The 18,847-nt window shown below is 72.8% G+C and carries 13 protein-coding genes; 3 read left to right on the forward strand and 10 right to left on the reverse strand.

Annotation, left to right across the window (positions count from 1 at the left end; translation table 11 throughout):
- Positions 1-68: 68 nt before the first annotated feature.
- Positions 69-1,328: an MFS transporter gene (locus ACZ7P3_RS34665; RefSeq protein WP_472087783.1), complete on the reverse strand. Its 1,260-nt coding sequence runs from the start codon at positions 1,326-1,328 to the stop codon at positions 69-71.
- Between the two features lie 140 nt (positions 1,329-1,468).
- On the opposite strand from ACZ7P3_RS34665, the gene ACZ7P3_RS34670 reads away from it, so the two are divergent.
- Positions 1,469-2,341 carry a helix-turn-helix transcriptional regulator gene (locus ACZ7P3_RS34670; protein ID WP_472087785.1) on the forward strand — a complete coding sequence of 291 codons (873 nt, stop codon included), beginning with the start codon at positions 1,469-1,471 and terminating at the stop codon, positions 2,339-2,341.
- A gap of 102 nt (positions 2,342-2,443) precedes the next feature.
- On the opposite strand, the gene ACZ7P3_RS34675 is transcribed toward ACZ7P3_RS34670, so the two are convergent.
- Positions 2,444-3,352 carry an MBL fold metallo-hydrolase gene (locus tag ACZ7P3_RS34675; protein ID WP_472087787.1) on the reverse strand — a complete coding sequence of 303 codons (909 nt, stop codon included), beginning with the start codon at positions 3,350-3,352 and terminating at the stop codon, positions 2,444-2,446.
- A gap of 392 nt (positions 3,353-3,744) precedes the next feature.
- Between ACZ7P3_RS34675 and ACZ7P3_RS34680 the strand changes: the two genes are divergently transcribed.
- Positions 3,745-4,320, forward strand: a complete 576-nt coding sequence (locus tag ACZ7P3_RS34680) for a TetR/AcrR family transcriptional regulator (RefSeq protein ID WP_472087789.1) — start codon at positions 3,745-3,747, stop codon at positions 4,318-4,320.
- 123 nt (positions 4,321-4,443) lie between these two features.
- Here ACZ7P3_RS34680 and ACZ7P3_RS34685 read toward each other — a convergent pair whose 3' ends face one another.
- The 3 genes from ACZ7P3_RS34685 to ACZ7P3_RS34695 are packed head-to-tail and all read right to left on the reverse strand — an operon-like array spanning position 4,444 to position 8,642.
- Complete coding sequence (locus tag ACZ7P3_RS34685) at positions 4,444-5,940, reverse strand: acyl-CoA synthetase (protein WP_472087791.1); 1,497 nt, start codon at positions 5,938-5,940, stop codon at positions 4,444-4,446.
- A gap of 42 nt (positions 5,941-5,982) precedes the next feature.
- The gene (locus tag ACZ7P3_RS34690) at positions 5,983-7,533 is read right to left on the reverse strand and encodes an acyl-CoA synthetase (protein ID WP_472087793.1); all 1,551 of its coding nucleotides are present in this window, start codon (positions 7,531-7,533) and stop codon (positions 5,983-5,985) included.
- Positions 7,530-8,642 carry an NAD(P)H-dependent flavin oxidoreductase gene (locus tag ACZ7P3_RS34695; protein ID WP_472087795.1) on the reverse strand — a complete coding sequence of 371 codons (1,113 nt, stop codon included), beginning with the start codon at positions 8,640-8,642 and terminating at the stop codon, positions 7,530-7,532. The genes ACZ7P3_RS34690 and ACZ7P3_RS34695 overlap by 4 nt, the downstream gene beginning before the upstream one ends.
- Before the next feature lie 128 nt (positions 8,643-8,770).
- Between ACZ7P3_RS34695 and ACZ7P3_RS34700 the strand changes: the two genes are divergently transcribed.
- Positions 8,771-10,543, forward strand: a complete 1,773-nt coding sequence (locus ACZ7P3_RS34700; RefSeq protein ID WP_472087796.1) for a serine hydrolase domain-containing protein — start codon at positions 8,771-8,773, stop codon at positions 10,541-10,543.
- 200 nt (positions 10,544-10,743) lie between these two features.
- Here the strand turns inward: ACZ7P3_RS34700 and ACZ7P3_RS34705 are convergent, their stop codons facing one another.
- The 5 genes from ACZ7P3_RS34705 to ACZ7P3_RS34725 all read right to left on the reverse strand — a co-directional run bounded on the left by ACZ7P3_RS34705 (position 10,744) and on the right by ACZ7P3_RS34725 (position 18,698).
- Entirely contained in the window at positions 10,744-12,303 is a 1,560-nt protein-coding gene (locus ACZ7P3_RS34705) for a phytoene desaturase family protein (RefSeq protein ID WP_472087797.1), read from the reverse strand.
- A gap of 103 nt (positions 12,304-12,406) precedes the next feature.
- Positions 12,407-14,656 carry a serine/threonine-protein kinase gene (locus ACZ7P3_RS34710; protein WP_472087798.1) on the reverse strand — a complete coding sequence of 750 codons (2,250 nt, stop codon included), beginning with the start codon at positions 14,654-14,656 and terminating at the stop codon, positions 12,407-12,409.
- A 121-nt stretch (positions 14,657-14,777) separates the two neighbouring features.
- A complete protein-coding gene (locus ACZ7P3_RS34715) occupies positions 14,778-15,575 on the reverse strand; it encodes an oxygenase MpaB family protein (RefSeq protein ID WP_472087874.1) in 798 nt (265 codons plus the stop codon).
- Positions 15,576-15,845: 270 nt separating this feature from the next.
- On the reverse strand, positions 15,846-16,646 hold the full coding sequence (locus ACZ7P3_RS34720) for a thioesterase family protein (RefSeq protein WP_472087799.1): 801 nt from the start codon (positions 16,644-16,646) through the stop codon (positions 15,846-15,848).
- A 207-nt stretch (positions 16,647-16,853) separates the two neighbouring features.
- On the reverse strand, positions 16,854-18,698 hold the full coding sequence (locus tag ACZ7P3_RS34725; protein ID WP_472087801.1) for a DUF3103 family protein: 1,845 nt from the start codon (positions 18,696-18,698) through the stop codon (positions 16,854-16,856).
- Positions 18,699-18,847 lie beyond the last annotated feature (149 nt).

An 18,847-nucleotide genomic window follows, 5' to 3' on the forward strand; every position in this document is an offset into this window, starting at 1 on the left:
GGTGAGGTTGTGCCGCTGCCCTGCGGTACGGGGGGACGAGGGCGGCCTACGGGTCCGGCGGGCGCGGTTCACACGGCCTCCGCCGTGCGGCCGGCCTCGGCGGCCCGCGCGGCGTCCGCCCGGGCCCGGGTGCGGGCGGTCACCCACCGGCCGTAGACCCACACCAGCAGTCCGGCCAGCGGCAGCGCCGCGCCGAAGGCACAGACGCCGGTCCAGCCGTAGGCGGCGTGCAGCGCCCCGGTCACGGCGGAGGAGACGGCTCCGCCGGTGAAGACCGTGGTCATGAAGACGGTGTTGATGCGGGCGCGGGCGTCGCCGCGCAGTGCGTAGATCTCGTGCTGGCTCAGCACCTGGTGGCACTGCACGGCGAAGTCCAGCAGCACCGCGGCCAGGACCAGCAGCGGCACGCTGCCGTGCCCCAGGGCGGCGAGCAGGAACGCCGACGCGGCGAGCAGCAGCGCGGCTCCGCTGGCGCCACGGCCGTGGCCGCGGTCGGCGATCCGGCCGGCGATCGGCGCGGCGGCCGCCCCGGCCGCTCCGACCAGCGCAAAGAGGGCGATGCCGACCTGGCCGAAGTGGTGTTCGTCGATCAACTCGTAGGCAATGGCCGTCCAGAATGTGGTGAACGCCCCGAACATGCTCGCCTGGCACAGGGCCCGGCGGCGCAGCACGGGCTCGTGCCGCACCAGCTCGCCCAGGCTCGCCAGCAGTGTGCGGTAGCCGGTCGTGTGCTCCGGTGCGCGCCGCGGCAGCATCCGGCGCAGGACGACGGCGAGGGCGAGCATCAGGACCGCGGAGATCACATAGATCGCCCGCCAGCCCAGCAGGTCGGCGACCAGGCTCGCCACCGTCCGGGCGAGCAGGATGCCGGTCAGCAGACCGCTCATCACCTGGCCGACGGTCTTGCCGCGCCGCTCGGGCGGGGCCAGGTGGGCCGCCAGCGGCACCAGTATCTGCGCGACCACGGAGGTCGTCCCCACCAGCACCGAGACGGCGAGGAACATCCCGAACACGGGGCTCACGGCGGCCAGCAGCAGTGCCGTCGCCGTCACGAGCAGCATCCGCGTCGTCAGTCGCCGGTTCTCGACCAGATCGCCGAGCGGCAACAGGAACAGCAGACCCAGGGCGTAGCCGGCCTGGGTCAGCGTCACCACCGTGGTGGCCGTGCCCTGGCCGACGCCGAAGGAGCGGGCGACGAGTTCGAGCAGCGGCTGCGCGTAGTAGAGATTGGCCACGGTCAGTCCGCAGGCCACCGCCATGACCAGGGTCACTGCGGGTTTCATCCGCTGTGGTGCGGCCGCATCGGGCGCACTCACCAGTTGACGCATGGGTTCACGCCTTCCTTACGAGGTTCCGGCAGCAACGCTAGGAAGGCGGCGGCGGGCGGAGAAGGGTGTGCTGCACCCCCTCCCGGCCAGGGTGCGGCACACCCAGGCTGCCGGGGCCGCCCGGCGGTACGGTTGCAGACATGACGAGGGGAAACGAGCTCGGCGACTTCCTGCGCGCCCGTCGCGATCTGGTCCCGCCCGAGGAGGCGGGCCTGCCGTCGCACACCTCGCGCCGGGTCAAGGGCCTGCGCCGGGAGGAGGTCGCGCTGCTCGCCGGGGTCAGCACCGACTACTACACCCGACTCGAACAGGGGCGAGAACGGCATCCCTCGGAACAGGTGCTCGGTGCGGTCGCCCGCGCCCTGCGTCTCGACGACACCGCCGCCGCGCACCTGTTCCAGCTCGCTCAGCCCGGGCCGCGAACCGGTGCCGCACCGGTGACCACCGTCAGTCCCGAACTGCTGCGGCTGATGAACCACTTCCTGGATCTGCCGGCCTGCATCGTCGGTCCCGCGCTGGACATCCTGGCCGCGAACCCGACGGGGCGACAGCTGTTCAGCGACTTCGCCCGGATGGACAACCAGCTGCGGATGCTGTTCCTCGACCCGGCCGGCCGCCGGTTCTACCAGGACTGGGAGCGTGCCGCCCGCGGCGTGGTCAGCAACCTGCGTGCGCAGGCCGCCCCTTACCCCGACGACCCGCGCATCGCCCAGGTCATCGGTGAACTCTCCCTGCGCAGCCCGGCCTTCGCCGACCTCTGGGCCCGGTACGACGTACGCCCCTGCACCAGCGACGACAAGCCGCTGTGGCACCCGCAGGTCGGCGAGATGTACCTGCACTACGAGTCGTTCACCGTCGCCAGCGCTCCCGGCCAACGGCTGCTGGTCTACTCCGCCGAACCCGGCACCCCCAGCGCCGACGCCCTCGTCCTGCTGCGCACCCTCGCCGACGACGCCCGTCCCGGCGGGCCCGCGCGCAAGGCGTCCGGGGCGCCCGCCGCACGCACGACCTGAGCGCCCACCGCACGCACGGCCTGAGCCTCCGTGGCGCCCACCGCACGCACGCCCTGAGGGCGGGAGGGCTCCGCACCGGCTCGGGTCGGGAGGGACGGACTGTCAGGCCGCCGGTACGGGGAGCAGCCGGTAGGCGTCCCCGTGCGTGATCACGCGGCCTGCGGTGGGCGGCGCGAAGTGGGTGCCGAGGACGAGGGTGTCCGTGTCGGCCAGCGAGCCGAGCAGGCTGCGGCGCGAGGCCTCGGACTGCTGCGGATCGATGTCGACGCAGGCGCCGATGGCGGGGTGGGCGAGCTGGACCGGATGGTGGATGCAGTCGCCGGTGATCAGCGCCGTCCGACCCCGGCTGGTCAGCTCGACGGCGACATGGCCCGGGGTGTGCCCGGGCGTGGGCCTCAGGCGCAGGCCGGGGGCGATCTCGACGCCCCCGGCCGGGACGTCGACGGTGTCCAGCAGACCCGCCTGCTCGACCGGGATCACGGAGTCGCGGAACATCTGCCTGCGCGCCTCATCCATGTCGTACGCGGCCCAGAACTCGCGCTCGGTGCGGGAGGTGAGGTAGCGGGCGTCGGGGAAGGTGGGGACCCACTCGCCGTTCACCTCTTGCGTGTTCCAGCCGACGTGGTCGGCGTGCAGGTGGGTGAGGATCACCAGGTCGACGGAGTCGGGGGCGAAGCCTGCCGCGGCAAGACGCTCCGGGAAGTCGGTCCGCAGGTTGTGCCAGGCCGGGTTGGCCCGTTCCTTTCCGTTGCCGATGCCGGTGTCGACCAGGACGCGCAGGCCGTCCACGACGAACGCGAAGCTGTGGCTGTCGAGGTGCAGGACGCCCTCGCGGTCGGCGAAGTCCGGGTGCAGCCAGTCCTGGCCGGTCACCACCTCGGGAGTGGCGTCGGGCAGCAGCCACGCTCCCGTCGCGGGCGACAGACGTACCTCGTCGATACGGTGGACGGTGACGTCGCCCACGGCCCAGGAGGGGATGGGGCTGACGGGCGTGACGGGGGAGGTCTGCACGGTCGGTGGTCTCCTTCGGTCTGTTCAGCGGAGGTGGTCGTCCGCTCTGTTCGGCGGAGGTCGCCGGCGGGGCGGGCCGCCCGGAGGGAGCGGTGCGCGGGTGCGTCGGACATGGTGGCGCCGACGATGGAAGCCCTCCCCAGCAAAAGCAACGCGTTTGCTTTAAGCCACCATAGAACCTGTGATCAGCTAAAGCAAACCATTAGCTTTTGGCGCCGAGGGCTGCACCGTCCGACCGCCGCACCACCGTCGCGGCCACCGCCGATCACACAGCTCCTGCAGGTCGGTCACGCCCGCGGACGGGCGCGGCACGCCCGGGCGACCTGGCAGATGGAGCCACCCCTCAGGATGGACACCACCTAAACGCAATGATTGTGCTTTAAGCTGGCTCCATGAGCCGTAAGCAGATGGTGCGCCCCGGCGGGCGCAGCGCCCGGGTCCAGGCGTCGGTGCACACCGCTGTCCGCGAACTCCTGTCGGAGCTGGGCCGCGACGCGCTGACGGTGCCGCTGGTCGCCCAGCGCGCCGGAGTCACCCCGTCGACGATCTACCGTCGCTGGGGCGATCTGCAGGAGCTGCTGTCGGACGTGGCGGTGGAGCGGCTGCGGCCCGACACGGCACCTCAGGACCACGGTGACCTGCGGTCCGACCTGACGGCCTGGGCCGGACAGTTCCTCGACGAGATGATGTCCCCCTCCGGCCGCGCCTACATCCGCGACGCGCTGCTCGGCGACCCGGACGGCAGCAACGCCGGCCGGTGCTCGGCCTACGCGGCCGAGCAGATCGACGCCGTTCTCGCCCGTGCGGCCGAGCGCGAGGAGCACGCCCCCGGCCTCGAAACGGTCATGGACCGCGTCGTCGCCCCGTTCATGTACCGCATCCTCTTCCGCCCGGCCGGACTCGACGCCGCGTACGCACGCCGGCTCGTCGACGAGCTCCTTGACGCGGGCGAAGGGTCGGACCGGTGACCGGAAGGGCCCGGTATGCCGGACGGTCCGGGGAGGCGGTGCAGGCTGCCGGTATCGCGGAGAACGGGCGGACCGGCGGGAGCACGGCGGCCGGGCAGGCTGCCGGTACCGTGGAGGCCGGGGCTATCCGCTGAACCGGTCCCGCAGTTCGCGCTTGAGGATCTTCCCGCTGGCATTGCGCGGCAGGGCGTCCACGAACAGCACCCGCTTGGGCGCCTTGAAGGAGGGCAGCTTCTCCCGCACGTGGGAGATGAGCTGGTCCTCCGTCACCTCGCCGCACGCGACGACGACTGCGGTGACGGCCTCGATCCACCGCTCGTCGGGCAGGCCGATCACGGCGGCCTCGGCGACGGACTCATGGGTGTAGAGCGCGTCCTCCACCTGGCGGGACGCCACCAGTACCCCACCGGAGTTGATGACGTCCTTCACCCGGTCGACGATCGTGAAGTAGCCGTCCGCGTCGCGCACGGCGAGGTCACCGGAGTGGAACCAGCCGTCGCGGAGGGCCTCGGCGGTCTCCTCGGGCCGGTCCCAGTAGCCCTCGCACAACTGCGGTGAGCGGTAGACGATCTCACCCGGTGTGCCGTCGGGCACGTCCTCGCCCCGGTCGTCGACCACGCGCGCGTCCACGAACAGGACGGTCCGGCCGCAGGAGTCCAGCCGGCCCTCGTGCTCGTCGGGCCCCAGCACCGTGGCGAGGGGGCCGATCTCGCTCTGCCCGAAGCAGTTGAAGAAGGCCAGCTCGGGCAGGCGTTCACGCAGCCGCCGGAGCACCGGTACGGGCATGATGGACGCACCGTAGTAGGCCTTGCGCAGACCGCTCAGGTCACGGTCGGCGAAGTCGGGCCGGCCCGCGAGGCCGATCCACACGGTGGGCGGGGCGAACAGGCTGTCCACACGGCCCGCCTCGATCAGGTCGAAGAGGCGGTCCCCGTCGGGCGCGTCCAGGATGATGCCGGTCGCGCCGACCGCGAGGTACGGCAGCAGGAACACATGCATCTGCGCCGAGTGGTACAGCGGCAACGCGTGCACGGGCCGGTCGCCGGCGCTGAGATCGAGGGCCGTGATCGCGCTCAGGTACTCGTGCACCAGTGCCCGGTGGGTCATCATCGCCCCCTTGGGCCGGGCGGTGGTACCGGAGGTGTACAGCAGCTGCACCAGGTCCTCGGTGTGCGCTTCGGGCCCGTCGTACGGCGGCGCGTCGGCCAGCCGGGAGAGGAACGAGTCGTCGGTGTCCCGCAGCGGCACCACCCTCGCCCGCTCCGGCAGCCGGCCGGCGAGGCCGGGGTCGGACAGGACCAGCGAGCTGCCCGACTGCCCGATGATGTACGCCAGGTCGTCGCCGGTCAGGTTCTGGTTGACCGGTACATGGACCAGACCCGCGCGGGCGCAGGCCAGGAAGGCGATCAGGTAGGCGTCGGAGTTGTGCCCGTAGGCTGCGACCCGGTCGCCGGGGGCGAGCCCCTCCGTGAGGAGGAGGCTCGCCGCGCGGGAGACGGCATCGTCGAGTTCCTCGTAGGTCCAGCTGCGCTCGCGGTACTCCACCGCGACGCGCGCCGGGGTGCGCCTGGCGCTGCGCCGCAGCACACCGTCGACCGTGCTGCCGTGTCCCTGCGTCATGAAAACGATCCTCGGCCCGCCGCAGGCGCAGGTCAAGCACCTTCACACCAAGCGCGTGCGGCCCTCCCAGTACGGGTCCCGCAGCCGCCGCTTGTACAGCTTGCCGTTGGGGTCGCGGGGCATCTCGGCGATGAAGTCGACGCTCCTGGGCCGCTTGTACCCGGCGAGCCGCTGTGCGCAGTGGTCGAGCAGCGCGGCGGCGAGCGCGGGGCCCGGCTCATGGCCGGGGGCCGGTTCCACGACGGCCTTGACCTCCTCGCCCCAGTCGTCGTGCGGGATGCCGAACGCGGCGGCGTCGGCGACGGCGGGGTGGGCGAGCAGCGCGGACTCGATCTCGGCGGGGTAGATGTTGACCCCGCCGGAGATGATCATGTCGATCTTGCGGTCGCGCAGGAAGAGGTAGCCGTCCTCGTCCAGGTAGCCGAGGTCCCCGACGGTGAAGAAGTCGCCGATGCGGTTCTTGCGGGTCTTGGCCTCGTCCTTGTGGTACGAGAACCCGCCGGTGCTCATCTTCATGTAGACGGTGCCCAGCTGTCCGGGAGGGAGCCGGTTGCCGTCGTCGTCGAAGACCGCGAGTTCGCTGATGGGCCAGGCCTTGCCGACCGTGCCGGGCTTCTTCAGCCAGTCCTCGGCCGTGGCGAAGGCTCCGCCGCCCTCGCTGGCTGCGTAGTACTCCTCCACGCAGTGGCCCCACCAGTCGATCATGGCCCGCTTCACATGGTCCGGGCAGGGGGCGGCGCCGTGGATGGCGTGCCGCATGGAGGAGACGTCGTGGCGCGCCCGCACCTCCTCCGGGAGCGCGAGCAGGCGGTGGAACTGGGTCGGGACCATGTGGGTGTGGGTGCACCTGTGGGTGTCGATGAGGCGGAGCATCTCCTCGGGGGTCCACTTGTCCATGAGCACCAGGCGGTGGCCGATGTGCAGGGCGGCGCTCGCGAACTGGAGGACGGCCGTGTGGTAGAGCGGCGAGCAGACGAGGTGGACGTTGTCCTCGAAGGGCCTGATGCCGAAGATGCCGAGGAAGCCGCCGAGGTAGGCCTCCTCGGGGGGCTTGCCGGGCAGCGGGCGGCGGATGCCGCGCGGGCGTCCGGTCGTGCCGGAGGTGTAGTTCATGACCCAGCCGAGGGTGCGGTCGGCGGGCGCCGACCCGGGCTGTCCGTCGAGGAGTTCGGCGTACGCCCGGAAGCCCTCGACGGTGCCGACCGCGTAGCGGTGGGTGGCCGGCAGGCCGGCCTCGTCGGCGGCCTGGCGGGCCGGTGCGGCGAAGCGCTCGTGGGCGACGAGCACCTTGGCGCCCGAGTCGGCGACGATCCAGGCGATCTCGGGGCCGACCAGGTGGTGGTTGACCGGGACGAGGTAGAACCCGGCCTGGGTGGCGGCCAGATGAGCGGTGAAGAACTCGACGCCGTTGGGCAGGACGACGGCGAAGGCGTCGCCGCGCTCGAGGCCCGCGGCACGCAGTCCGTGGACGAGCTGGTTGGCGGCGGCGTGCAGGCGTCCGGCGGTCCACTGCTCGCCGTCGGGGGCGATCAGGGCGGTGCGGTCGGGATCCTGGGCTGCCTGGGCCCAGAAGCCGGCGGGGGGTGTGCTCACGACTGGCCGCTCCTTCGGGCGATGCGGTTGATGCGGTCGACGGCCTGCTCGAAACCCCGGGTGAGGTCGTCGAAGACGGCCTGGACGCTGCGTTCGGCGGTCATCCGGCCGACGATCTGACCGACGGGGGTGCCGAGCAGCGGCTCGACCTCGTACTTCTGGATGCGGGAGACCGCCTCGGCGACCAGCAGTCCCTGCAACGGCATGGGCAGGGTGCCGGGCCCGCCCGGGTCGTCCCAGGCGTCGGTCCACTCGGTACGGAGCTGGCGGGCGGGCTTCCCGGTCAAGGCGCGGGAGCGGACGGTGTCCCCGGACCCGGCGGCGAGGAGCTTGCGGGTCAGGGCGGGCGAGTGGAGGTCCGCCTCGGTGGTGGTCAGCCACAGGGAGCCCAGCCACACACCCTGGGCACCGAGGGCGAGGGCGGCCGCCATCTGCGCTCCGCTGCCGATGCCTCCCGCGGCCAGCACGGGCAGCGGGTCGACGGCCTCGACGACCTCGGGGGTCAGCACCATGGAGGCGATCTCCCCGGTGTGGCCGCCGGCCTCGTACCCCTGCGCCACGACGATGTCGATGCCCGCCGCCCGGTGCTTGAGGGCGTGCCGGGCACTGCCGGCGAGCGCGGCGACGAGCACGTCCCGGTCGTGGGCACGCTCGACGACGTCGGCGGGCGGGGAGCCCAGGGCGTTGGCGAGCAGCTTGATCGGGTAGTCGAAGGCGACGTCGAGCTGGGTGCGGGCGACCTGTTCCATCCACCCGGTGATGCGCCATCCGGAGGCCTCGCCCTCGGCCAGTTCCGGCACCCCGTGCCGGGCGAGGGTGTCGCGCACGAACTGCCGGTGCGTCTCGGGGATCATCGCCTCGACATCCGCCTCGGAGACGCCCTCCACCTTCTTCGCGGGCATCACCACGTCCAGCCCGTAGGGCCTGCCCCCGGCGTGCCCCTCGATCCAGTCGAGGTCCCGTTTGAGCTCGTCGGGGGCGGTGTAGCGGACCGCGCCGAGCACGCCGAAACCGCCGGCCCGGCTGATGGCCGCGGCGACGGCGGGGAACGGCGTGAAGCCGAAGACGGCGTGCTCGACTCCGAGTTTCCTGCTCAGCTCCGTCTGCATGGGCGCAGGATGCCGCAGTCGCCCGGACGACGGAAGAGCTTTTCTGATACTCCGTCAGATCTATGTTCGCATTCCGGGGCCCCGCACGCCTCATTGACACGTGCCGCGGCCGACAGGACAGTTTCACGATGACCGATGAGGTGGCCACCGCACTCACCCGTCGTCGGCTGGGCGCCCTGACCCTGGGCGGCGCCCTCGCCCTCGCCGCCCTGCCCGCCGGCCCGGCCGGAGCCGCACCCGTGTCCGTCGATCACCACCCCACCCTGCGCCACGGCTCCCCCGAACGAGCCGGACTCCTTCCGGCCCATCTGCGCCGGCTCGTCACCGACGCCGAGACGTTCCTCGGCCCCTCCCCCGCGCACCCCTGGTACGCGGGCGCCGTACTGCTCGCCGGGCGCGGCGGGACCGTCGCGCTGCACGAGCCGATCGGCATGGCGGTGCGCTATGCGGGATACGACGAGAAGACCGACACCGGCATCGAGTTCCCGCCCGGCCGGCAGATCCCGATGGCCGGGGACACCGTCTTCGACCTCGCCTCGGTCTCCAAGCTGTTCACCTCGCTGCTCGCCGTGCAGCAGCTGGAGCGGGGCACGCTGGAGCTGGAGGCGGCCGTCGCCGCGTACCTCCCGGACTTCGGTCAGGCCGGAAAGGAACGGGTCACGGTCCGTCAGCTCCTCACCCACACCTCGGGTTTCCGTGCCTGGCTGCCCCTCTACGAGGCACCGACGCACGAGGAGAGACTCCGGCTCATCTGGACCGAGGCCCCGGTCGACCCGCCCGGTACGGCCTACCTCTACTCGGACCTCAATCTGATCTCCCTGCAGCTCGTCCTGGAGAAGGTCACCGGCCGCCGCCTGGACGTCCTGCTGCGCGAGGAGGTCACCACCCCGCTCGGCCTCACCCGCACCCGCTACAACCCTCCCGCCTCCTGGAGACCGGGGATCGCCGCCACGGAGGTCGCCCGACCGCCCTGGTCCGGGCTGAACCGCGGACTCGTGTGGGGCGAGGTGCACGACGAGAACGCCTTCGCCCTCGGCGGAGTCGCGGGCCACGCGGGGGTGTTCTCGAACGCCTGGGACCTCGCGGTCCTCGGGCGCACACTGCTCAACGGCGGCGTCTACGGCCGTACGCGCGTCCTGGAACCGGAGTCGGTGGACCTGATGTTCACCAACTTCAACACCGCCTTCCCCGGCCACGAGCACGGGCTCGGCTTCGAGCTCTACCAGCACTGGTACATGGGCGCGATGGCCACCCCGCGCACCGCGGGCCACACCGGATTCACCGGTACCTCGCTCGTGCTGGACCCGACGACCGACTCCTTCCTCGTCGTGCTGGGCAACTCCGTTCATCCGGTGCGCACTTGGCGGTCCGGGTCCGCGCCCCGGGTCGCCGCGGGCACCCGCCTGGCCCGCGCGGTTCCGGTACGCCCGGCCCAGGGCCGTACCGCCTGGTTCTCCGGAACGGCCGACGCCGCCACCGCGACCCTCACCCTGCCCGCGGCCGACACCTCACCCGGTGCCGCACGGCTGCGCTGCGCCCTGTGGTGGGACACCGAGCCCGCCTCGGACGTTCTCGTCCTGGAGGCCAGCACGGACGGCGGGACCAGCTGGCGGCCGGTGCCGTTCACCACCGAGGGCGGGGGCGGGGAACCGCAGGAGCACCCCGCGGGTTCGGTGACCGGCTGGTCCGGCCGCGTCTGGCACCGGCTCACCGCCGAGCTGCCGGCCGCCCGTCAGCTCACCGTGCGCTGGCGCTACACCACGGACGGGATGTACGTCGGCCGCGGCGCCTACGTCGGCACAACGCGCGTCGAGGCGGGCGGCGAGGTCGTCTTCGACGAGGCGCGGCCGGCGGACGCGGCACGGGTCCGGGCGGCGGGGTGGACGGCTTCGGCCGACTGACGCACGCTGCCGGGAACCACTGCACGTCCACTGCCGGAGGCGCCGCGCATCGGCCGTCGGGGTCCGCTGAGCGTCCGCTGCCGGGAACCACTGCACGTCCACTGCCGGGAACCGCTGCGCCTCCCGCTGCCGGGAACCCCTGCGCCCCCAGCTGCCGGGGGGCGCAGTACGCGTCCCCTGCCGAGGGCCGCTGCGCGCCGCTACGCCCCCAGCACCGCCATCGCCGCGTTGTGTCCCGGCACCCCGCTCACCCCTCCCCCGCGCACCGCGCCGGCCCCGCACAGCAGGACGTTCGCGTGCCGGGTCTCCACGCCCCAGCGTCCGGTGTCCTCCTGGGCGTACGGCCAGGACAGGGCGCGGTGGAAGATGTTTCCGCCGGGCAGGCGCAGGTCGCGTTCGAGGTCCAGCGGGGTCCTCGCCTCGATGCAGGGACGGCCGTCGGCATCGGTGGCCAGGCAGTCCGTGAGGGGTTCGGCGAGATGGGCGTCGAGCTGGGCGAGGGTGGACTTCAGCAGGTCCTCGCGCACGGCGTCGTTGTCCCGGGCGAAGAGCCGCGCCGGGGTGTGCAGGCCGAAGAGGGTCAGCGTCTGGTAGCCGCGTTCGGCGAGGCCGGGGCCGAGGATGGTGGGGTCGGTCAGGGAGTGGCAGTAGATCTCCGAGGGCGGCGCGGCGGGGAGTCCGCCGGCGGCGGCCTGGGCGTGGGCGGCGGCCAGCTGCTGGTAGCCCTCGGCGATGTGGAAGGTGCCGGCGAAGGCCTCCCGCGGGTCCACGGCGGGGTCGCGGAGCCTGGGCAGCCGCGTGAGCAGCATGTTGACCTTGAGCTGGGCGCCCTCGGCCGGCTCGGGCGACGAGTCCCCCGTCAGGGCGGCCAGCTCCTGCGGGGAGGCGTTGACCAGGACGTGCCGGGCGGCGGCGACGCCCTCGCCGTCGGCGGTGCGGTAGGTGACCTCGGCGGTGTTCCCGTCGGTGGCGATACGGACCGCCTCGTGGCCGGTCGCGAGGACCGCGCCCGCGGTGCGCGCGGCGGCGGCGAGCGCGTCGGTGAGGGCGCCCATGCCGCCGACGGGCACGTCCCAGGCGCCGGTGCCGCCGCCGATGACGTGGTAGAGGAAGCAGCGGTTCTGGGCCAGCGAGGCGTCGTGGGCGTCGGCGAAGGTGCCGATGAGCGCATCGGTGAGGACCACGCCCCGGACCAGGTCGTCGGTGAAGTTCTCCTCGACGGCGACGCCGATCGGCTCCTCGAACAGCGCCCGCCAAGCGGTCTCGTCGTCGATGCGGCGGCGCAGCTCCTCGCGGGCGGGCAGAGGTTCGGTCAGGGTCGGGAAGACGCGCTGGGCGACCTGGCCGGTCATGCCGTAGAAGCGCTGCCAGGCCTCGTACTCGCGCTCGCCGCCGGTCAGCCGGGCGAAGGCCTCCCTGGTGCGCCGCTCCCCGCCGCCGACGAGCAGTCCGGTGGCCCGTCCGCCGCGCTCCACGGGGGTGTACGAGGAGATGGTGCGCCCCCGTACGCGGAAGTCGAGACCGAGGTCGCGCACGATCTTCGACGGCAGCAGACTGACCAGGTAGGAGTAGCGCGAGAGCCGGGCGTCCACCCCGGCGAACGGGCGGGTGGAGACGGCGGCGCCTCCGGTGTGGTCCAGCCGTTCCAGTACCAGTACGGAGCGGCCGGCCCGGGCCAGGTAGGCGGCGGCGACCAGGCCGTTGTGGCCGCCGCCGACGATGACGGCGTCGTACGTCCGGGTTCCCTCGTTGGCAGGCATGGTTCTTCGTAACACGTGATGATCTACGGCGGCCAGAGGCATGCCGGACGGGTCGGAGCCCGGCCCGGTGCCCGCGGACGGTGCCCGGGGCGGGTGCCGGGGGTCAGTGTCCGCCGGACGCCCGCTGCCGGCTCAGGACGGCGACCTTCCGGTACAGCTCCACCGCCTCGGCGCCGCGGCCGAGCTGTTCCAGGCAGTGGGCCTCGTCGTTGCGGCTGGCGAGGGTGTCGGGGTGGTCGGGGCCGAGGACGCGCTCACGGGCCGTGGCGACCCGCCGGTACGCGGTGAGCGCGTCCGGCCAGCGGCCCAGCCAGCCCAGGGCGACGGCGACCTCGCGGCGGCTGACCAGCGTGTCCGGATGCTCGGCGCCGAGGACGCGCTCACGCTGTGCGCACACGTCGCGGGCCTCGGCCAGGGCCTCCTCCCAGCGGCCGAGACGGCCGAGGTTGACCCCGAGCCCGTGGCGGGCGCGCAGGGTCTCGGGGTGGGCGGCGCCGTGGACGCGGGTACGGTCCACGATCAGGTCGCGGTACAGGTGGAGGGCGTCCGCGCTGCGGCCGAGGCGGCCCAGGCTGATCGCGGCCTCGTAACGGGCGGCGAGCGTGTCCGGGTGGTCGGGTCCGAGGACCCGGGCGCGCGCTCCCGCGACCTCGCGGTAGGTGTGCAACGCCTCCTCCCAGCGGCCCAGCTGGCCGAGTGCGTAGGCGACTTCGTAGCGGGTGACCAGGGTGTCGGGGTGCTCCGGACCGAGCACTCGGGCGCGGGCGGCCGCCACGTCGTGGGCCATGCGGTACGAGTCCTCGAGCCGGCCGAGGCGACTGAGGTTGAAGGCGAGGTTGTGCCGGCAGCGCAGGGTGTCCGGGTGGTCGGGGCCGAAGACGCGCATCCGGGCGGCCAGCACCGCGGTGTAGCTCTGGTGGGCCTCGAAGTGGCGGCCCAACTGTCCCAGCACGTAGGCCGTTTCCTGACGGGCGGCGAGGGTGTCGGGGTGCTCGGGGCCGAGGGCACGCTCTCTGGCCGCGGCGACGTCCGCGTAGGCGCGCAGTGCGTCGGCGGCACGGCCGGTACGGCTGAGGATGAAGGCGACCTCGTAGCGGCTGGCCAGGGTGTCGGGGTGCTCGGGGCCGAGCAGTGCCGCGCGTTCGGCGGCGACGGCCCGGTGGATCTGGCCCGCCTGGACCCAGTTGCCGCGCCGGGCGAGCCCGAGGCCCTCGTGGTGCCGTGCGGTGAGGGCGGCGACGGCGTCGGGCGACGGCCTGGACAGGACCGCCACGCCGGCGGCCGCCGCGGCCGGGCGCGTGGTCCATGCCCCGGTCAGGGCGGCCCCGGCGTCCGGCGGGGTCGGGTGCAGTCCGGCACCGACCGCCTTGTGACCGGTGGTCATGCCCCGGGTCCAGGGCGGCAGGCGCAGCTCGCGCAGATCCTCCTCTTCGGACCGCGGCCGTCCCGTCACGACCGTCGGCACATACCCGGACACGCCGTCGACACGGGTACCGGGCCGCCCCGTCCGTCCCGCGGCCAGCAGCCGCCCCAGCTCACGTGCGTCGTACGGTCGTTCCTCGGGCCGCTTGGCCAGCAGGTCGAGAACGATCCGCTCGAAGGGGGCGGGCAGTTCGGGACGGTGCAGGCGCGGCGGGCGGGGCGGGGTGTCGCGGTGGCCGATGAGGATCGCCCAGGCGTCGTCCAGGTCGAACGGAGGGGCACCCGTGGCGATCTCGTACAGGACGCAGCCCAGCGAGTACAGGTCACTGCGCTGGTCGACCTCGGATCCGCCGATCTGCTCCGGTGACATGTAGTGCGGGGTCCCCATCGCGATGCCGGTGCCGGTCAGCCGGGCGGTGAAGCCGATGTCGCGGCCGAGTCGGGCTATGCCGAAGTCACAGATCTTCACCGTGCCGTCGGTCAGCCGCACGATGTTGGCGGGCTTCAGGTCGCGGTGCACTATGCCCTGTCGGTGGGTGTAGGCGAGGGCGGCGGCGACCTGCTCCGCGATGTCGATCACCTCGTCCACGGGCAGCGGATGCCCCTTGTTGTCCTCCAGGAGCCGGCTCAGGTCGCGCCCTTCCAGCAGCTCCATGACCAGGTAGAGGACGCCGTCGTACTCGCCGAAGTCGTGGACGACGGTCACTCCGCGGTGCGAGAGCGCCGCGGCCACTCTGGCCTCCCGGCGGAACCGTTCCCGCACGACGTGGGTGAAGGACGGGTCGTGGTGCGGGCCGAGCGGCTTCAGGCACTTCACCGCGACCTGCCGCCCGAGCGACTCGTCACGGGCCCGCCACACCTCGCCCATCCCGCCCCGCCCGATCAGATCGAGCAGCCGGTACCGGCCCTGAATCAGCCTGTTCTCCCCCATCGCGCGCCGTCGCCCCCGTCGCCGTCCGCCCCGCCCCCTGGGGGACCGGGCCACGGTGCCGGGACCGCGCGGAACGCGGCCCGATCCGTGACACACCCCCCTGCTCGTCCAGTATGGCGGCCTATCGCCCCACTTTGTACGGTGCCGGTCGCGCACCCGGTCCGAGCCTCGCCATGGCGCGCAGGATGTGTTTGGGCGGCAACTGCCAGCGCAGACGTGCGGGAACGCGGCGCAGCAGGGCGCCCGTGACCCGCAGCCGGCGGGTGACGGCCGCGGGTGCGGGGGCCGGTCTGCCGTACAGCTCGTGGGCGTATGGAGGCAGAGAGGCGTACGCCAGCTGCGCCACACGCCGCCACAACACCTCGCGCGCCGGGACGAGGAGGGGGTGCGTCGGCGGGCGGAGGAGGAAGTCGTCCACCTCGCGTGCGTCGGGCCCCGCGGCCAGCTCCGGCCGCACCTTCTCGAAGTAGGCCTCCATCTCGGCCCGGTCGGCCGGCACGGCGTCCGGGTCGAGGCCCACCAGACGGGCGCTGACGCGGTGTTCGGCGAGGTAACGGTCGGCCTGGGCGTCGGTGAGCGGGTAACCGGAGCGGCGCAGGACGTGCAGATAGGAGTCGATCTCGGCGCAGTGCACCCAGAGCAGCAGCTCGGGTTCGTCGACGCCGTAGCGCACGCCGGTGCCGGGGTCGGTCGCCGTCAGCATGCGGTGGATCTTCCGCACCCGGGCGCCCGCCCGCTCGGCCGCCTCCGTGGTGCCGTACGTCGTCATGCCGACGAAGTTCGCGGTGCGCATCAGCCGGCCCCAGGCGTCGCGGCGGAAGTCGGAGTTCTGCATGACCCCGCGGACCGCGCGGGGGTGCAGCGCCTGCAGGTACAGCGCGCGGACGCCGGCGATCCACATCATGGGGTCGCCGTGCATCTGCCAGGTCACCGAGTCGGGGCCGAAGAGGCCCGGGTCGCGCGTGTCAGTGCGGTCCACACCGGCAGTGTGTGCAGGCCCCACGGCCGGCAGCAAGGCCCGCGCGAAGACCGCGGGCCGGCCAGTGCGCGTTCTCGCCACACGGAGGGACCGCGCGAAACGGTCACGCCGCGGGAGCCGACCACCTGCCGCCTACCACCTACTACCTACTACCTGCCGCCCGCCGCCCGCCGCCCGCCACGAGGGTGGCGGCGCGCCGTCGGCGTCCCCTCAGTCGCGCGGGGCCACGTACAGGGTCTGGGTACTGCGCCCGAGCGGGCCCTTCTCGTCGTACAGGGCGGACTCGGCCAGCCCGATGCCCGCTCCGTCCACCATCGACCGGGCGTCCAGGCAGACCCACTCGCCCTCGGGATGGCGGTGCAGGCCGACGGTGAGGTCGGGGTTGATGAAGACATGGCGGTGGAAGTCCAGTTCGGTGCTGACACCGTTGCCCGAGTCGGCAGCTGTCAGCACGCGGCTGAGGGGCGTGATCTCCTCGCCCGCGACCAGGGGGACCCGCATGCGCATCCACGCCGTGGCCGGGCCGCGTTCGAGGAACGAACCGGCGGTGAAGCGGATGTCCATGGCGGTGTGGTAGCCCTGGTCCCACGGAACGGGGAAGAACGGTTGCGGCTGCGCCTCCCCGGGCCCGGGTACCTGCCGGCCCGGCGACACCTCCGGTACGGCATCCGGTGACACCTTCATCAGCAGGGCCGTCGCCCGCATCACTTCCTCGCCGCCGTCGGGTGCCAGACCGGCCTGGACGAGTTCGACGCTGCGCCCGGCCCGCAGCACGCGTGTGGTCACGGTCAGCGGCCGGATCGGGACGGGCCGCATGATCTCGTAGGTGAGCCGGGCGACCCGCATGTCCGGGCGTGCACCCGGCCGTTCCTCCACCGCCAGCCCCAGCAGGGCGGCCGCCGGTCCGGCGTGCTGGGAGTCGGGGTCCCAGGGCCCGCGGGTGGAGGCGGTGGGCAGGAAGCGGCCGGAGGCCTCCCGCTCGTAGAAGGCCTCGGCCTGTGACGTCGGCATTGCTGTCCCTCCCTGGGGCTCGGACTGTCCACCACCCACCGTACTAAGCGCTTGCTCACACTGGAGGGTCGACCCCGCCAGGGCGTCGCCCGCCGGATGACGCCCCGGCGGGCGAGGGGCACTGCGATGACAGCTCCGCGCGGCCCCGGCGTCCCGCCGGGCACGGTCACCCCTCCCCCGCTCCAGGACCCGTTCAGCGCACGGCGGTCACAACTGCTCGACGAAGTAAGGCTCGACCGTCATCCAGCCGTTGCCCGACGCGCCGTTCAGCCGGCCCGTGGAGCTCTTGGAGAGGGTGTACCAGGACTCCACGTAGTCGGGGTCGTCGGTGAACCAGGAGTCGGGCATCGCGCTCAGGACCGCGTTGACCAGCGGAATGTAGGCACCCTGGTCGGTGACGGTGAGCAGGGCCGTGGTGAGCGCCTGGGCCAGCGCCTTGTAGTTGGTGCCGTCGTCGTCCTCCATCATCACGACGTCGGCCAGGTTGTACTTGTAGTTGGACCAGTTGCCCAGGATCTGGTTCGGAGAGTAGACGGTGTTGTCATGGGCGAGGTACGGCATGTCGACCGAGTCGACGCGCGCCTTGCCGTCCGGCCCGAAGCCGGTCACCAGGGAGAACATCTCTGCGGCGCCCTTGAACCAGGGCTCCTCGTCGTCCTTCACCTCGACGGCCGTGACCTTGGTGGCCCACCAGCCCGCCGCGGCGGTGTTCGCGGACGCGGCGCCGGACGAGTCGAGGCCCTTGTCCGCGAATGCCTTGTCCAGCACCGCCAGTCCTGCCCGGTGGGCCTTGGAGACGTCGACGTCCAGGATGTAGAGGGGACGCTCGGGCACCCGGGAGGTGGACACGGAATGGGCGCGGCCCCGGCTGTCGTACGCCGTGAGAGCCCTGGCGTGGTCGTCGGCCGCAGCGACGGCGACCCAGGGGGTGGTGCCGGCACTCAGGTGTCGACGCATGGCGGGCGCACCCAGGCGCAGGCGCAGCAGCGATCCGGTCGAAGCGGGCAGGCCTTTGAGGCCCACGATGTGCCGGTTCGCGGCGGTGACCGAGGTGTGCAGATGTCCCGCCGCCGGCCCGTCGGCTCCGGCGGCCAGGTTCTGCAGGTCGACGTCACGTGCGCCGAGCGCGGCCGAGCACACCTGCGCCCGCCACCGCGGATTGCGGAGCGAGGAGGCCAGTGACCGCGCGATGGCCTGCTCGGTCTCGTGGACCGGGGACGGCCGCAACGCCGTGGACCGGCCGCTCGTGTCCGCCGCCGTCGAGGCGGAGGCCGGCTGGGCCGCGCCGGCGGCTACGCACAACATCACGCCGATCAGGGCGCCACGCCGCTTCAATGCTCTGAGCCAGGGCTCGTCACGCAGCAGCGCCACCCGCAGGGCCTGTCCGAGCGAGGTGACCTCCCGGTCACTGAACGCCTTGTCCGCCCGGTAGGGAATCTCGCCGGCCCGGATCGCGTCGGTGCGGTCGGCCGCCGCCTCCAGCGCGCGGCGGGCGAACGCCACGTAGCCGGGGTTGCCGGCCGACCTGCGCCACAGGTGCGCGAGCGGCGAGACGAACCTGTGGTCCCGGTCGATCCCGGACAGCAGTGTCCGTTCGGCTTGGGCGAGGCGGGCGATGACGGTGATCTCGTCCGCGACGATGGGACCCACCTCACGGGTGAGGCGTTCCACGGCCGCGCGCAGGTGCCCGTCGCCGGCGAGGCCCGCGACCGCGAGCAGCGCGTACGGCTGACGCACGGAGTCACGCTCCAGCCAGAACCCGACCAGGGCGCGGGCCGGTTCGGACACGTCGGGCAGCGGTCCTGTGCAGTGTTCCAGCGCGCCCAGGCCCAGGGTGAGGTCCGCCCCGCCGCGCACCCGGCATCTTTCGACGAGTGCCTCGAACATCCGGCGGCACGCGTCGGGGGTGTACCGCGGCTGCCGTTCACGAGCCGCGTCCTCGACCGCGAAGCGGACCGTCGTCCTCGGGTACGTGGCCGAGGCGTCCAGTCGGTAGGCCGCCACGAAGAGGCCGCCGAGCTCCTCGTCGGAGACCTGCGACAGGTTCACCATCGCACATGGGGACGTGGGCGTCGTGGCAGTGGGTGTTGAAGCTGCGGAGAGAGCGGGTGACATCTACGTGGTCATTACGTGCGACCGCGCCTCCGACATCGTTGTCGAAGGCGCGGCCTGTCCGGGGCGCGGGCCTACCGGATGCAGCA

This window comes from Streptomyces sp. NPDC107581 (genome assembly GCF_055657175.1).

What these genes read in the sequence shown, in the direction of transcription:
- ACZ7P3_RS34720 (WP_472087799.1), bottom strand. Translation starts at nt 16,646, where the DNA reads ATGCCGACGTCACAGGCCGAGGCCTTCTACGAGCGGGAGGCCTCCGGC.
- ACZ7P3_RS34725 (WP_472087801.1), bottom strand. Translation starts at nt 18,698, where the DNA reads ATGGTGAACCTGTCGCAGGTCTCCGACGAGGAGCTCGGCGGCCTCTTC.
- ACZ7P3_RS34695 (WP_472087795.1), bottom strand. Translation starts at nt 8,642, where the DNA reads ATGCAGACGGAGCTGAGCAGGAAACTCGGAGTCGAGCACGCCGTCTTC.
- ACZ7P3_RS34715 (WP_472087874.1), bottom strand. Translation starts at nt 15,575, where the DNA reads ATGCACGGCGACCCCATGATGTGGATCGCCGGCGTCCGCGCGCTGTAC.
- ACZ7P3_RS34705 (WP_472087797.1), bottom strand. Translation starts at nt 12,303, where the DNA reads ATGCCTGCCAACGAGGGAACCCGGACGTACGACGCCGTCATCGTCGGC.
- ACZ7P3_RS34710 (WP_472087798.1), bottom strand. Translation starts at nt 14,656, where the DNA reads ATGGGGGAGAACAGGCTGATTCAGGGCCGGTACCGGCTGCTCGATCTG.
- ACZ7P3_RS34670 (WP_472087785.1), top strand. Translation starts at nt 1,469, where the DNA reads ATGACGAGGGGAAACGAGCTCGGCGACTTCCTGCGCGCCCGTCGCGAT.
- ACZ7P3_RS34665 (WP_472087783.1), bottom strand. Translation starts at nt 1,328, where the DNA reads ATGCGTCAACTGGTGAGTGCGCCCGATGCGGCCGCACCACAGCGGATG.
- ACZ7P3_RS34700 (WP_472087796.1), top strand. Translation starts at nt 8,771, where the DNA reads ATGACCGATGAGGTGGCCACCGCACTCACCCGTCGTCGGCTGGGCGCC.
- ACZ7P3_RS34685 (WP_472087791.1), bottom strand. Translation starts at nt 5,940, where the DNA reads ATGACGCAGGGACACGGCAGCACGGTCGACGGTGTGCTGCGGCGCAGC.
- ACZ7P3_RS34680 (WP_472087789.1), top strand. Translation starts at nt 3,745, where the DNA reads ATGAGCCGTAAGCAGATGGTGCGCCCCGGCGGGCGCAGCGCCCGGGTC.